Genomic DNA, 12,736 nt, shown 5'->3' with positions numbered 1-12,736 from the left:
TTTTATCCTCCTTTTTGAACACGCACTTTAAATGAAGATGATGAATGGGGGGACATCCATGGCAGAAGAAGTGTATGATGTGACCATACTTGGCGCTGGTCCTGCCGGGCTATTCACTGCTTTCTACGGGGGAATGCGACAGGCAAGCGTTAAAATTATTGAGAGCTTACCACATACCGGGGGGCAGCTGACAGCCCTTTATCCAGAGAAATATATATATGATGTTGCTGGTTTTCCAAAAGTCCGTGCCCAGGATCTAATCGACAATCTTGAGGAGCAAGCTGGCATGTTCGATCCGGAAATTGTACTTGGCCAAGCCATTGAAAAGGTGGAGCGGCTTGAAGATGATACATTTAAACTAATTTCCAATACGAATGAAGTCCATTATACGAAAACAATTATTATTACAGCAGGTAACGGAGCCTTCCAGCCAAGACGCCTAAATCTAGAAGGCTGTGACCAATTTGAAGGTGTTAATCTTCATTACCATGTGCAGGATATGAATGCCTATAAAGACAAGAACGTCATGCTGCTTGGCGGCGGTGACTCCGCGGTGGACTGGGCATTAATGCTTGAACCCATCGCCAAAAAAGTGACGCTCGTCCACCGGCGTGATAAATTCCGGGCCCATGAACACAGTGTCGAACAGCTAATGAATTCCAATGTCGAGATTCTGACCCCTTACGTTCCTGAGTCAATCAGCGGGACGGACAGAATCAAAACAGTAACACTCAGTGAGGCGAAAGGTGATGCAACACTGGATATCAACGTTGATGCAGTGCTTTGTAATTACGGCTTCGTTTCCTCACTCGGTCCGATTAAAGACTGGGGTTTGGAAATTGAGAAAAACAGTATCGTCGTCAACACGAAGATGGAAACGAATATTCCAGGAATCTATGCTGCTGGAGATATTACAACCTATTCGGGCAAAGTGAACCTAATCGCTACCGGATTTGGAGAAGGCCCTACCGCCATAAACAATGCCAAGCAGTATATTGATCCAAAAGCACGCATCCAGCCGAAACATTCCACAGCAATGTTTTAAACATCCGCTTCATAGAATGCCGGCTAATACTGCACTTAGCGGACAGGAATTATTTATCCTTTCCCGTCTGCATAAGAAAAAAGCCAGGGCAATCCCTGGCTTTTTTCTATAATAAAGATGTATCAACAACTAGCCACTGCCCTAACATTTTTCCGGTGCGCCCTCGCGCTCCTTTGCTTTAAATGACGAACCGCAGCCGCACGATACAATGGCATTCGGATTATCAATGGAGAACCCGCCGCCCATCATATTTTGTTTAAAATCAATTGTTGTACCTTCTATGATTGGTGCATCCTGTTTATGAATGACGACCGGAATGCCATTAATGTCTTCAACCATGTCCAATTCTTCATTAACATCATATTCAAAGCCTAGTGAATAAGATAAACCGCTGCAGCCGCCGCCTTTTATGCCAAAACGCAGACGGACACCTTCTGATTCATCTTTCATCATCTCTTTGACTTGGTCACGTGCTCCATCTGTAATGGAAATAACCATTTTGAATCCCCCTCTTTAGTAAGATGAGTATTTTTCGTTACTCTCCAGTATACAAACTATGGCAGATTGCATCAACTAAGATGCATTAAACCAATACGTACCGGCAGCAATCTTCACTGATGTCAAATTCAAACAGATCAATATAATTATTTCCCAGTCCTTGCATTTTGGTAAATGGAATTTTCACGTCTGACCAGTTCCATCACGACTGCAAAACAGCCCCATTTTTCTCCAATTCCTTGTAAATTGTCTTCAGCTTAGGAATTCCCTCAGCAACCACATGATCATTGACTAAAACAACTGGATAAAACCAATCCTCTTCCACGATCTGCTTGGCGAATTCTTTATGCTTGTCTATCTCCGGGGGATTATCGATATCAACATATTCATAATTAATGCTGTCATCTATATACTTCCGGCCAATTGCAGCCTGAAGCCACTCATACGTATCCCGCGATCCAGGTGCACCGACACAGCTGGCACAAATCTGCTCGGCCCCGTAAACCGTAATGAGGATATCTCCGTCCATCATAAAAACCCCCTTATCCAATTAGTTACTTTCATTTTACAAAAACCTTCATGAAAGATAAAATAAAATAAACGCTGGATAGCAACTAAAAAATAAAGGATAGATTTTTTCAGCAATTCATTTTATAATAAAGGCAGAAAGGAGAAGATGGATAATGCAAGAACAAGTACAGGAAGTGCTAAACAAATTACGTCCATTTTTGCTTCGTGACGGTGGCGATGTGGAGCTAATTGATGTTGATGATGATGGCATTGTGCTTCTTCGTCTGATGGGGGCCTGCGGTAATTGCCCAAGTTCCACCATTACATTAAAAGCAGGTATCGAACGTGCGCTGATGGCTGAAGTTCCTGGAGTAACTGAAATCGAACAAGTATTTTAAACTTTTAGACATAGTACATTCCTATATAGAAGTGAGGCAGACATAAGCTGTGTCTGCCTTTTTTATTTCTAGCGTCAGAAAGTATAAATTATGGTTGACCTTATAAGTAAAACTTCGGCATTTGCTAAAAGACGAGGCAAATGCCGAGTTTTTCTAATGTACTGGGGTAATTGGTGCATCTCCACCCAATACTGCTGTCAAATTATCAAGACAAAGGTTAATCATCCTGGAACGTGTCTCCTCACTTGCCGAACCGATGTGTGGAAGGCAAACCGTATTATCGAGCTGCACAAGCGGATGGTCAGGAGAAATTGGTTCCCGCTCAAATACATCCAGCCCGGCTGCACGAATCTGTCTATTCAGCAATGCATCGTAAAGTGCTCCCTCATCTACAGTCGTACCCCGTGATGCATTGATAAACACAGCGCTCTCCTTCATTTGCTGGAATGCTTCCTTATTAAATAGCTGTTTCGTTTCATTGGTCAGTGGAACGAGCGATACAACAAAATCGGCCTCTTTCAGCAGCTGATTAAATTCCAGATACTTGGCCCCCAGCTCCTGTTCAGCAGTGTCTTTCCGTGAACGATTATGATACAGAATCGGCATATTAAACCCGCTCGCACGTCTGGCAACAGCTTCACCAATTCTGCCCATACCGACAATTCCAATTTTCTTGCCGTAAACATCAGCCCCAGCAAGTAAATATGGTGCCCAGTTTTCCCACTTACCGTCCCGAATGTAATCAGCCGCTTCCACGATTCGTCTGGCAGTTGCCATCAACAGTGCAAATGTCAGATCTGCAGTTGTTTCTGTCAGGACATCCGGTGTATTCGTCACAACTACCCCGTGTTCTTTTGCCGCTTGGACATCAATATTATCAAAGCCAACCGCCATATTTGCGACGACTTTTAACTTTCCGGCAGCACGAAAAAAATCGCTATCTATTTGTTCCGTCAGTAAACACAGCACACCGTCAACATCTTTTGCTTCCTTAAGCAGCACGTCTCGCGGCACAGGTTCCGTCTCGCTTTCCCACATACGGAATTCAGCATATTCCTTATATGGCTGAAGCAGCTCTTCCGGAATTTTTCGAGTAACATAAATCACTGGTTTCATTTTTTGATCACTCCATTATTCATGCTTATAAGGGTTGTTCAAAATCCTTTTACCGGACTTTTTTGAACAACCTCTTATAGTGCGTGTTCAAAAAGGAGGATAAAAAGGACCAAGAATTTCGAGGCGGCGCAGCTTTGAGTAGCAGAGTGTATGCTATTTAATACATGAGCAACGGAAAAGCAAGCCAACGAAGAAATTCGAAGTGTCATTTTTACCGGACTTTTTTGAACAACCTCTTATAACCAGTGTAACACAGGAATCTGCAACTCTTTACTCGAAATACCTGCATAATCAAAGAAACGTCTTAACCTTCGTTCATATACTGGCTGCCGTTTCTGCAAATCATGTAAAGCTGAGTGGCAATAACTATAAGATCCTCCCGTGAATCCACGTTCCATGACATCAAAAAAGTGGATAGGAAACAGGAGTCGTGCATATAATAGCCGCCAAGAGAACACGGACAGCGGTCTAACCTGCTGGTAATCTTCCAGGAACGCCTGTATCCCATCCATGGGATCTTCCGTTTGCAGCAATTGATTCCGGATAAACTCGGCCAAGTCCCTTGCAGGGTGATCATAAGCGAAATCCGTCAGCCAAAGATGGTGTCTGCTAAACTGCCCATGGTACCTCCGAAATGTGATGGTTCCCTGATCTGTTTCATGGAATCGTGATTCATATTCGCTTTCCTGCATGTATTGAATCGCATTTTCACTTATGCCGGACAAATAAGGCATGAAATCCATTAAATCACGGTAGTAGCTGCACGGATTTTTTCTTGCCTCTTCATTTGCTTTCTGCTCAAATGCCGTCAGCTTATCAATCCACAAGTCCTTCCACTGCCCATAACTGGAAATCAGTTCTGGCTCGTAAGCGTACATTGTACCAGTCATATGCAGCTGTGCCAGTCTTTTCCCATGCTTCTGAGCAATTTTGTCTGTACCCGATGGCTTCTCCCCCTTTAGCACCATATAGCCATTATTGTCCTGTTCTGACATCCACCCGCCCTGGTTGTTAGGCACGGGAACCGTCACATGGGTCCATTTGTTTTCATGCAAATAATAAGCTAATGCTGCCTGTTCCATATGTATCATTTCCTTCTGTTCTCCGGAAATGATAAAATAAACATAATTATCATCCATGAATCCTTCCATTCCGTCGAATACCGTTTTTTCATATGCCTGAATACCATAATTCATGGCAAGAAAGTCCTTCAACGTGGTCGCTCCCTTCTTACGCTTCTAATTCACTATATGTAAGAGCATTCCGTTTTAATAATTTTTTATAGAAAAGGTGATGAATATGGATAGTAATACAAATAAAACCAAACTGGAAGTAAAGGCAAGAGAATGGCTGTCAGAACGTAGTGTAACGATTGAAGACATCGCGGAGCTTGTCCATTATCTGCAGGCAAAATACCATGATGACCTCAGCATGGAGGACTGTAAGTATAATGTGGAACAGGTGCTTGCTAAAAGGGAAGTGCAGAATGCCATACTGACCGGCATTCAGCTGGATGTTCTAGCCGAGAGGAAGGAGCTTGATGAGCCGCTGCAGCGAACCATTGAAGTGGACGAAAGCCTGTACGGCATTGATGAGATAATTGCATTTTCTATCGTCAACGTTTATGGTTCCATCGGCTTCACCAATTACGGTTATATCGACAAACAGAAACCGGGAATTCTTGAATATTTAAACGATAAATCAACAGGTAAATGCCATACGTTCCTTGATGACATAGTCGGTGCCATTGCGGCGGCCGCTTCAAGCCGACTTGCCCACGCCACCGCCGATGACGAACTGCTGGATGACTAAGAAAACGTTAAAAAACTGCCCCTTTGACAGGGCAGTTTTTTATATATGGGCCAGCCATTCATTTAAATAGTGCACATGGTATGTCGGTTTCTCTGGAAAGGTGGCATAATGATCATATGGGGTAACTCCTGTGAACACCATTAACGTGTCGATTCCTGCATGAATACCGGCTAGGATATCCGTATCATAATTATCTCCAACCATTAATGTCGATTCTTTGATAGCGCCCAGCTCCTCCAATGCCTGATCCATGATGACTGACTCCGGCTTTCCGATAAACACCGGCTTTTTCCCAGTACTGACGGAAATGACCGATGTCAGTGCGCCATTGCCGGGCTCAAGTCCCCGTTCGGTCGGAATAGCCACATCTCCATTTGTCGAGAGAAACTCTGCCCCATTCCGCACTTCCAGACAGGCTTTTGACAGCTTCTCATAAGTAATTTTCCGGTCCATTCCGACCACCACAAAATCGCAGTCATTTTCGGCAATCTGATGACCCTCTTTTTCCAATGCATCGAATAGGCCGTCCTCTCCAATTACATAACAGCGGGCTTCGGCATTCTGCTGTTTAATGTATTTTGCTGCTGCCATACTTGTTGTAAAAACCTGCTCCGGCTGTGAACGGATACCCATGTCCTCCAATTTGGAAGAAACCTGTTGTGGTGTTTTGGACGAATTGTTCGTCAAAAACAAGTATGGTATTCTTTTTTTAGCAAGCTTTTCGACAAATGCACTGGCAAACGGAACCGGTTCGTCCCCCCGATACATCGTTCCATCTAGGTCAATTAAGTATGCGTCATAGTTTTTCATGCAATCCCTCTACTTTTCATACGAGTCTGTTTACTCATTACCTGCTTCCATCTAGTCATTGGAGAAAGCATTAGCCACACCAGATTCATCATGCAAATAGCGTCTGACATGTGAACTGAATTGGACCAACAGTTCCCTATTCTGCTGCAGCGTATTGTCGAGCAAGGCATGATCAACCGCTAAATAATCCTTAACCACCATTTTTCTTAGTCCGATAATTTCTTTATAGCCTGCATCATCACTTTCCGGAAGCACTTTTTCATCAATTAGTATGTCAATAATATCTTCAAAGCTTCCCGGATCCCGCATGATAAAGCCATCAATCATCATATTTCCGACATCAAGCATCGATTCAATCATCACCTCTGCTGCACGTTCCAGAAATAACTTATCTTTGAATGAATCAATCCTCTGATGATGGACTTCGTTAAGTATTTGTTCCACATATACCAGTGTTTCTTCTATTTTTTTCTGATCTACGAAATACATCGTGATACCTCCAGTAACATACTGTCTATATCATACCACATGAGAAACTGAAGAAAGAAATGATACAGGCGGTTTTACCATATTTTGGCGATATAATAATGGGTCAATGTGAGAAAATAACTATAAGAAAGAGGTGAAAAAAATGTCTAAAAAAGACAAAGTAAAATACAGTGATTTCACAAACGTGCAAAACCAGCGAAATACGCTCATTCCCGAAGAGTTTCCGGAGGGGCCTTTTGGATCTGAAATTAACGATGAAGAACTCGAGGGAAGCAAATCAACACCTTGGGAGGAAGGTCAGAGCCGGGAAAGTGCTTTTGTTTATCCGGACAAAGAACAGCATGATGATCTGCCGAGACAAACCCCTGGTGCTCATCCGCTGCACGATGAACCCGGCGATGCGCATCCCGAGGAAAAAAATAAAGGGCAGTAGTCTGACAAAGACTGCTGCTCTTCATTTAGCAGTTAAGAAAGTATATATACTTTCTTACTGCATAAGTGCAACTAGGACTTTCGCCATTTTAGGCCTGGCGATAAGCCAAGTTTTCTAATCAATTTTTTTAAGGATGAAATAAGCACAGCCAAAGTTGCAGTATTCGTACAAATAATCATCCAGTGTGCCTATTTTGGTATCAAAGCCCGCTTTTGGATTCTGATCATCATAAAACCCTTTCAAACGCAGCTGTTCATATCCCCAATCACCGACAATGAAATCATATTTGGATAAAATATCAGAAAATCGCTCATTGACCTTTTCTTCCTGAAAACCATTTTTTTCATTTTCTATAACTTCATAAAATTTTCCTTGTATTTCAATCATCGCCATCACCCCAATTGCATTATATAGATTTTATCATACTGCTGCATGATACAACCACTATTTTTACAATAATTTGCAGTATGATTTTCCCGTGAAACCACAAACTAAAGAAAGACAACCATTTTTAACAGGAGGACAGCTATGAGAAAATTATTTGTCGCTCTTCCCCTTATTGCCGCTTTTGCACTGACAGGCTGCAACGGCACCGATAATGCGGCGGATGAGCGGGAGCAGATTATTGACGAATTGAACCCGGAAAATGAAAACGCTCCAAACAATTCAGAAACGGATGACAAGATTGGATATGTGCGGTACAGCAAAGAGCAAATCGAAAATAACACTGAAAAAGATCACAATGTTACGATCGACCGTACAAAGCTTGCCAACATGATTGCCCGAATTATTTTACGTAATGATGGGTTTGATGAAGTGGCAGCACTTGTCACAGATGAAGAAGCGCTAATTGCCTATGCGAAGGGAGATGCATTGGAAGCAGATAAAGCTGCAGACATTGCAAATAAAACAGCCACTTCCATTTTGCCAGGTTATTTTGATGTATACGTATCTGACAATGAAATGATCATGCAGGATATTCAAAGTCTGCACAATTCCAGTACCCGAGACGATGAATACGATAATACAATTGATCAAATCATCGAACGGATGCAGGAGTCACCACAAGGCCGTGAATAGATTGAATCCGCCGTAAGTGCGCTATCACTTGATGAAAGGGGGTGCTTCGCCATCCTGAAAAAAAGTATCTTTATGCTGACAGTCATTTGTTTGTTGAGCATCCCTCTTTTGGGAACAGTGGAAGCAAACGAAAAGGACACATCCGTCTATGAACAGCGCATGGCCCTATACCGCAAAACCGAAGCAATGACTCAGATTCCATGGTATTATCTAGCGGCCATCGATCAATATGAACGAAACAGCAATGAATCAAGTTCCGATGACCAGCTTGTTTCCATAATGATACCTGACGAGCAGTGGTTTGGACTAGGAAATAGCTCAATGATCAAAAATAGCCACATCGTTTCGTTTTTTAACGGTAAAGGGAAAGATGGAAATGGCGACGGTAAAGCCGACCCGGAACAGCCAGAAGACGTCTTGTATACAATGGCGAATATTTTACTTGAATATGGCCCCTCCAAAGACGAAGTGAAAATTGCACTTTGGAATCATTATAAACGTGACTTGACTGTGCAAACCATTATGAATACGGCAAAAGTGTTCAAAAAGTTCAATCGAATCAAACTAACGGACCGAGAATTTCCAGTCGATACCAACTACAATTACACCTACAACAACAATTGGGGAGACCGTCGAGGCTTTGGAGGCGTACGTATTCATGAAGGCTCCGATATATTTGCTGACTACGGGACCCCGGTAAAGGCGACCACATACGGGGTCGTTGAACTGAAAGGCTGGAATTTATATGGAGGATGGCGAATCGGCATACGGGATATTAACAATATTTATCATTACTATGCACACATGAGCTCGTATAATGACAATATAAAAGTCGGTCAGGTCGTCCAACCTGGTGATACCCTGGGCAAGGTAGGATCAACCGGCTACGGACCACCGGGGACTTCCGGCAAATTCCCGCCACACTTGCATTATGGGATGTATCAGGATAACGGAGAGAAAGAATGGTCATTTGATCCATATCCTTATCTTAGTAAATGGGAACGAATGACGAAAGAAACGAATTAAAGAGCCTCTACCTGAAAGGTAAAGGCTCTTTTTCATTTCTATTTGCGGTTTCCAGCTTTTTTCACAGCGTTCGTAATACTTGCGGCCAATCCGCCCCAAATAATCAGCATAGAAATGATCATAAAGGCAATAGCTCCTCCGGTCATACTACTTCGCCTCCTTAATTGCTTCATTCTCTTTAGGTTTTTTCCATTTCATCAGTGCCATAATAATACCGACTACCAGGGCGCCTGCTGCAACAAACCACCCACCGTATAGGATAAATGCATCCGGATATCCTTCGTAGTTACCGTTATCTGTTTCAAATAGTTTCAACAAATTTTGTCTAAACAGGCCATACATGGTATAACCAAGCACAATTGGTGTGATGACACCTAAACTTATGGTCCACCAGCCACCAAGCCTTATGTCAGAAATTTCATTCGCATGTTCTTTGAATTCCCCAAGCTTGCGAAGAATCCAAGCAACCAGCACAACCTCAATCAGACCGACGAATGCGACACCGAATTGGTTAATGAAATAATCTGCCGCGTCCAGGAAGTTCAATCCGCCCCGTGTCGAAAATATCAGGGAAACTAGTGCTGCAAATCCGCCACCAAAAACAACCGCTTTTCCACGGGAAATTTTAAACTTATCCACTAAGCCGGCAATATAAGTCTCGATAATCGATATAAGGGAAGATAAACCTGCCAACACAAGTGACGCAAAAAATAGGAAACCAAACAGTTCATTTAATGCCGGGAATTGGTTGATGATTTGCGGGAACACGACAAATGCTAATCCGACTCCCCCTGTAACAACTTCATCAACAGGAATTCCCTGCTGCACCGCCATAAAACCTAATACCGAAAACACACCAATTCCGCATAACAATTCAAAACTGGAGTTACCAAATCCGACAATAAATGCGTTATTTGTTAAGTCGGACTTTTTCGGCAAATAACTGGAATACGTAATCATAATCGCAAATGCAATTGACATACTAAAGAATATTTGCCCATATGCGGCAACCCATACATCCGGGTTCGCTATTGTACTGAAATCCGGTGTAAAAAACGCATTCAAACCTTCAACAGCACCAGGCAGTGTAATTGCCCGGATAACAATAATTAAAAAGACAACAATCAATGTCGGGATAAAAATCCGGTTGGCCATTTCAATACCCTTTTTAACACCTCTGTAGAGGACACCTAAAACGACCAGCCAAACAATAATTAAAGGTATAAGTACGCCAGGTACAAATCCGCCAAATTGTCCAGGGTCAACCAATTCCAGGTGATTATTGAATAAAAACCCTTCTGTATCCGAACCCCAATTCAGATTAAATGAAAAGATGGAGTACGATATTGCCCAGGCAATAATAACGGAGTAATAGGTCGAAATGACGAATGCGACCAGAACACCCCACCAGCCAATCCATTCGACATTTTTGTTCATTTTCTTGTACGTCAATGGTGCCGAACCGCGATATTTATGCCCCATGGTGAATTCCATAATAAGAATCGGAATTCCCGCAGTAAGCAATGCAACAAGGTACGGTACCATAAAGGCACCACCGCCATTTTCAAATGCTGTTGCCGGGAAGCGCCAAATATTTCCCAACCCGACTGCCGAGCCTACTGCAGCCAATATAAACCCAGCTCTTGTCCCCCATTGAGAACGATTTTCCATTGTCAGACCTCCCCCTTAAGTTTCCCCTACCCCTTACTAACAGAGTATGATAAGGAATCTTTATAATGTTTATTTTTTTCTGATATTTATGTTTGTATTATAACGGTACTTTTAGACTATGTCAAAGGTTTCCTGCAATGTTTAACAGACTTTTTGCATAACTAGTCAAACTTGCCCAATGTTCAGTTCGTTAAATTGCTTTGTACCAAATAACGCAGCGGAAATACACTCCCTTTCAACGCACAGGACGTGCTAATAACAGACGTTGTCACAGGACTTGAAGGTTTTTACCTGCGCGGGAGACTAGCATATTTCCACTGCTGATAAGATTCACTTTTCTTTACCGCAAGCCTTTGCTTTCCGAATAACAGCAATTAAAAAGCCCTTCCTCGAACGTTGCATCCTGAATAGCTTATTGTGATTTCTCTTTATCTTTCTGGATGTCTTCTTTCGGCACAGAAATGGATGGGTTTTCTCCATTGCCGCCACCATAGAATTCCGGAATGTCTCCCATCAGTGCCCCACTGTCAATATAAATCTTGGTTTTTACAGTAGTTACGTCCGTTGTAAATGGAATGACAATTTGTACATCGGCTTTTACTTCCACATACAGCGAAAACCAGGATCCGTTTATTCCAAACTCTTCACTTTCACGTTTGACATCTGTCTGGACATTTCCGACAAATTCAAAGTTGACCGGTATCGTCGGTCCCAGATTAGCAAGGATGGAATTTCCAGTAGCTTGCCCGATCGGAATTTCCACAACCGTCGGATCTTTCTGCGGCAAATTTTGGGTCGTATCTTCAAATTCCTCTGGTTCAAACAGGGAATTTTCATAATCTGGCGGTTCACCTGTATTCATATACCGAAAATATTCCTCCACGCGATCAGTGGCAGCCCGATTAATCTCACTGACAATAGAAGAATTCCAATTAATTGTTGACACATTGCCATCATCACTGTAACTAATATTCAGCACATCATCATAATTATAATTTTCGGCAAACCGTACAGCTGTGTTTATGCCTCGGGTGGCAAACTCTGTCGTTTTTTCTTCTGCCACCTCAATCAGCGTCGGTTGAATTCCTTTATTAATGATAACAATACTCAGGAAAACCATTACCACGAACAATACAAGTGTCACTGCAAAAATGTTCTTGGTAGAAGGTGGTTTTCGGGCTATCTTTTTTTTGCTGAATACCTTTCCCTTTCGCAACACGAACCCCCCTTGAAACAGCATATGCTTGTTCCAAGGGGGATAGAATAAATTATTCGCAGCTATTTCGTGTCGCACGAAACAATCATTACATTAACGTAAAAAAGGCAAGGTCCACTACATAAGGATGTTCGACGAATAAGTCTTTTTTTCTTCCATGATTTTAATATTGGGACGGTCACAGCGCTGTTTGTCGTGTCTGGCAACAATGCCTTTCCAATCGTCACTTAAGTGAACCTTCAGGCATTCGGGTGATTGCCACAGCATCCGTTTCCCTGGTCATTTAGCTATGCCAGCTTCATCAAAGCTTCTTTGCCTGTCATCCCTGGCTCCCAGCCATAGGCTTCCTTCGATGCATCAGTTACCTTTTCAAGCGGGGCATGCAGCAGTTGATCAATCGTTTTGACACCCCTTGCTCTGCCGGCAATCACTCCCCTGTCCGCAAGCGCATCATTGAAAAGGTCCACATCCAAAGCTGCACACATGATATAGCCAATATCGTTGGAGATGACTAATAAATTGGTTTTCGGCAATTCCACCGTGACGGCAGTGAAATATATCCCTTCAATTTCTAACGGATTCGCCGTAATCATCTTACTAAACGCCTCCCTTGCAAACTGTACAATAGCCTA

At 42.7% G+C, this 12,736-nt stretch carries 17 protein-coding genes; 6 read left to right on the top strand and 11 right to left on the bottom strand.

The annotated features are described in order from the left end of the window. Positions 1-58 precede the first annotated feature (58 nt). Entirely contained in the window at positions 59-1,045 is a 987-nt protein-coding gene (locus ACFSUO_RS06930; RefSeq protein WP_382392456.1) for an NAD(P)/FAD-dependent oxidoreductase, read from the top strand. Between the two features lie 141 nt (positions 1,046-1,186). Here ACFSUO_RS06930 and ACFSUO_RS06925 read toward each other — a convergent pair whose 3' ends face one another. After that, positions 1,187-1,543 (bottom strand): HesB/IscA family protein, encoded by a 357-nt coding sequence (locus tag ACFSUO_RS06925; protein WP_382392454.1) that lies wholly within the window; start codon positions 1,541-1,543, stop codon positions 1,187-1,189. A 202-nt stretch (positions 1,544-1,745) separates the two neighbouring features. After that, positions 1,746-2,075, bottom strand: coding sequence for a YuzD family protein (locus tag ACFSUO_RS06920; protein WP_382392536.1), 330 nt, complete (start codon positions 2,073-2,075; stop codon positions 1,746-1,748). A gap of 151 nt (positions 2,076-2,226) precedes the next feature. On the opposite strand from ACFSUO_RS06920, the gene ACFSUO_RS06915 reads away from it, so the two are divergent. Next, a complete protein-coding gene (locus ACFSUO_RS06915) occupies positions 2,227-2,451 on the top strand; it encodes a NifU family protein (RefSeq protein ID WP_129673330.1) in 225 nt (74 codons plus the stop codon). Positions 2,452-2,604: 153 nt separating this feature from the next. On the opposite strand, the gene ACFSUO_RS06910 is transcribed toward ACFSUO_RS06915, so the two are convergent. Both ACFSUO_RS06910 and ACFSUO_RS06905 read right to left on the bottom strand, forming a co-directional pair. Beyond that, positions 2,605-3,567 carry a 2-hydroxyacid dehydrogenase gene (locus ACFSUO_RS06910; protein ID WP_382392452.1) on the bottom strand — a complete coding sequence of 321 codons (963 nt, stop codon included), beginning with the start codon at positions 3,565-3,567 and terminating at the stop codon, positions 2,605-2,607. Between the two features lie 236 nt (positions 3,568-3,803). Continuing rightward, entirely contained in the window at positions 3,804-4,781 is a 978-nt protein-coding gene (locus ACFSUO_RS06905; protein ID WP_382392450.1) for a hypothetical protein, read from the bottom strand. Between the two features lie 85 nt (positions 4,782-4,866). Here ACFSUO_RS06905 and ACFSUO_RS06900 point away from each other — a divergent pair, with 85 nt between their 5' ends. Next, on the top strand, positions 4,867-5,379 hold the full coding sequence (locus ACFSUO_RS06900) for a phosphatidylglycerophosphatase A family protein (RefSeq protein WP_382392448.1): 513 nt from the start codon (positions 4,867-4,869) through the stop codon (positions 5,377-5,379). A gap of 39 nt (positions 5,380-5,418) precedes the next feature. Here ACFSUO_RS06900 and ACFSUO_RS06895 read toward each other — a convergent pair whose 3' ends face one another. Then, positions 5,419-6,189 (bottom strand): TIGR01457 family HAD-type hydrolase, encoded by a 771-nt coding sequence (locus tag ACFSUO_RS06895; RefSeq protein ID WP_382392446.1) that lies wholly within the window; start codon positions 6,187-6,189, stop codon positions 5,419-5,421. Positions 6,190-6,240: 51 nt separating this feature from the next. Then, on the bottom strand, positions 6,241-6,678 hold the full coding sequence (locus ACFSUO_RS06890) for a DUF86 domain-containing protein (protein ID WP_382392444.1): 438 nt from the start codon (positions 6,676-6,678) through the stop codon (positions 6,241-6,243). A 142-nt stretch (positions 6,679-6,820) separates the two neighbouring features. On the opposite strand from ACFSUO_RS06890, the gene ACFSUO_RS06885 reads away from it, so the two are divergent. After that, positions 6,821-7,111: a hypothetical protein gene (locus tag ACFSUO_RS06885; protein WP_382392442.1), complete on the top strand. Its 291-nt coding sequence runs from the start codon at positions 6,821-6,823 to the stop codon at positions 7,109-7,111. A gap of 114 nt (positions 7,112-7,225) precedes the next feature. Here the strand turns inward: ACFSUO_RS06885 and ACFSUO_RS06880 are convergent, their stop codons facing one another. Beyond that, positions 7,226-7,498 carry a YutD family protein gene (locus ACFSUO_RS06880; RefSeq protein ID WP_382392440.1) on the bottom strand — a complete coding sequence of 91 codons (273 nt, stop codon included), beginning with the start codon at positions 7,496-7,498 and terminating at the stop codon, positions 7,226-7,228. A gap of 141 nt (positions 7,499-7,639) precedes the next feature. Here ACFSUO_RS06880 and ACFSUO_RS06875 point away from each other — a divergent pair, with 141 nt between their 5' ends. Further along, a complete protein-coding gene (locus tag ACFSUO_RS06875; RefSeq protein WP_382392438.1) occupies positions 7,640-8,191 on the top strand; it encodes a YhcN/YlaJ family sporulation lipoprotein in 552 nt (183 codons plus the stop codon). 72 nt (positions 8,192-8,263) lie between these two features. Continuing rightward, positions 8,264-9,217, top strand: a complete 954-nt coding sequence (locus ACFSUO_RS06870) for a M23 family metallopeptidase (RefSeq protein ID WP_382392436.1) — start codon at positions 8,264-8,266, stop codon at positions 9,215-9,217. Between the two features lie 38 nt (positions 9,218-9,255). Here the strand turns inward: ACFSUO_RS06870 and ACFSUO_RS06865 are convergent, their stop codons facing one another. The 4 genes from ACFSUO_RS06865 to ACFSUO_RS06850 form a co-directional block, all read right to left on the bottom strand. Further along, complete coding sequence (locus ACFSUO_RS06865; protein WP_382392434.1) at positions 9,256-9,363, bottom strand: MetS family NSS transporter small subunit; 108 nt, start codon at positions 9,361-9,363, stop codon at positions 9,256-9,258. 1 nt (position 9,364) lies between these two features. Next, positions 9,365-10,888, bottom strand: a complete 1,524-nt coding sequence (locus ACFSUO_RS06860) for a sodium-dependent transporter (protein ID WP_382392432.1) — start codon at positions 10,886-10,888, stop codon at positions 9,365-9,367. 412 nt (positions 10,889-11,300) lie between these two features. Beyond that, a complete protein-coding gene (yunB, locus tag ACFSUO_RS06855) occupies positions 11,301-12,107 on the bottom strand; it encodes a sporulation protein YunB (protein WP_382392430.1) in 807 nt (268 codons plus the stop codon). Between the two features lie 284 nt (positions 12,108-12,391). Then, a complete protein-coding gene (locus ACFSUO_RS06850) occupies positions 12,392-12,697 on the bottom strand; it encodes a YunC family protein (protein ID WP_382392428.1) in 306 nt (101 codons plus the stop codon). Positions 12,698-12,736 lie beyond the last annotated feature (39 nt).

Origin of the sequence: Lentibacillus juripiscarius, assembly GCF_042685205.1 — a bacterium.
Lineage (GTDB): Bacteria > Bacillota > Bacilli > Bacillales > Amphibacillaceae > Lentibacillus > Lentibacillus juripiscarius.
Note: the sequence above shows the minus strand (reverse complement) of the source record. Positions and strands in the feature narration are given on the sequence as shown.

Coding starts and splice junctions, on each gene's coding strand:
- ACFSUO_RS06850 (WP_382392428.1), bottom strand. CDS start 12,697: ATGATTACGGCGAATCCGTTAGAAATTGAAGGGATATATTTCACTGCC.
- ACFSUO_RS06930 (WP_382392456.1), top strand. CDS start 59: ATGGCAGAAGAAGTGTATGATGTGACCATACTTGGCGCTGGTCCTGCC.
- ACFSUO_RS06915 (WP_129673330.1), top strand. CDS start 2,227: ATGCAAGAACAAGTACAGGAAGTGCTAAACAAATTACGTCCATTTTTG.
- ACFSUO_RS06910 (WP_382392452.1), bottom strand. CDS start 3,567: ATGAAACCAGTGATTTATGTTACTCGAAAAATTCCGGAAGAGCTGCTT.
- ACFSUO_RS06875 (WP_382392438.1), top strand. CDS start 7,640: ATGAGAAAATTATTTGTCGCTCTTCCCCTTATTGCCGCTTTTGCACTG.
- ACFSUO_RS06900 (WP_382392448.1), top strand. CDS start 4,867: ATGGATAGTAATACAAATAAAACCAAACTGGAAGTAAAGGCAAGAGAA.
- ACFSUO_RS06870 (WP_382392436.1), top strand. CDS start 8,264: ATGCTGACAGTCATTTGTTTGTTGAGCATCCCTCTTTTGGGAACAGTG.
- ACFSUO_RS06865 (WP_382392434.1), bottom strand. CDS start 9,363: ATGACCGGAGGAGCTATTGCCTTTATGATCATTTCTATGCTGATTATT.
- ACFSUO_RS06890 (WP_382392444.1), bottom strand. CDS start 6,678: ATGTATTTCGTAGATCAGAAAAAAATAGAAGAAACACTGGTATATGTG.
- ACFSUO_RS06895 (WP_382392446.1), bottom strand. CDS start 6,189: ATGAAAAACTATGACGCATACTTAATTGACCTAGATGGAACGATGTAT.
- ACFSUO_RS06880 (WP_382392440.1), bottom strand. CDS start 7,498: ATGATTGAAATACAAGGAAAATTTTATGAAGTTATAGAAAATGAAAAA.
- ACFSUO_RS06925 (WP_382392454.1), bottom strand. CDS start 1,543: ATGGTTATTTCCATTACAGATGGAGCACGTGACCAAGTCAAAGAGATG.
- ACFSUO_RS06920 (WP_382392536.1), bottom strand. CDS start 2,075: ATGATGGACGGAGATATCCTCATTACGGTTTACGGGGCCGAGCAGATT.
- ACFSUO_RS06885 (WP_382392442.1), top strand. CDS start 6,821: ATGTCTAAAAAAGACAAAGTAAAATACAGTGATTTCACAAACGTGCAA.
- ACFSUO_RS06860 (WP_382392432.1), bottom strand. CDS start 10,888: ATGGAAAATCGTTCTCAATGGGGGACAAGAGCTGGGTTTATATTGGCT.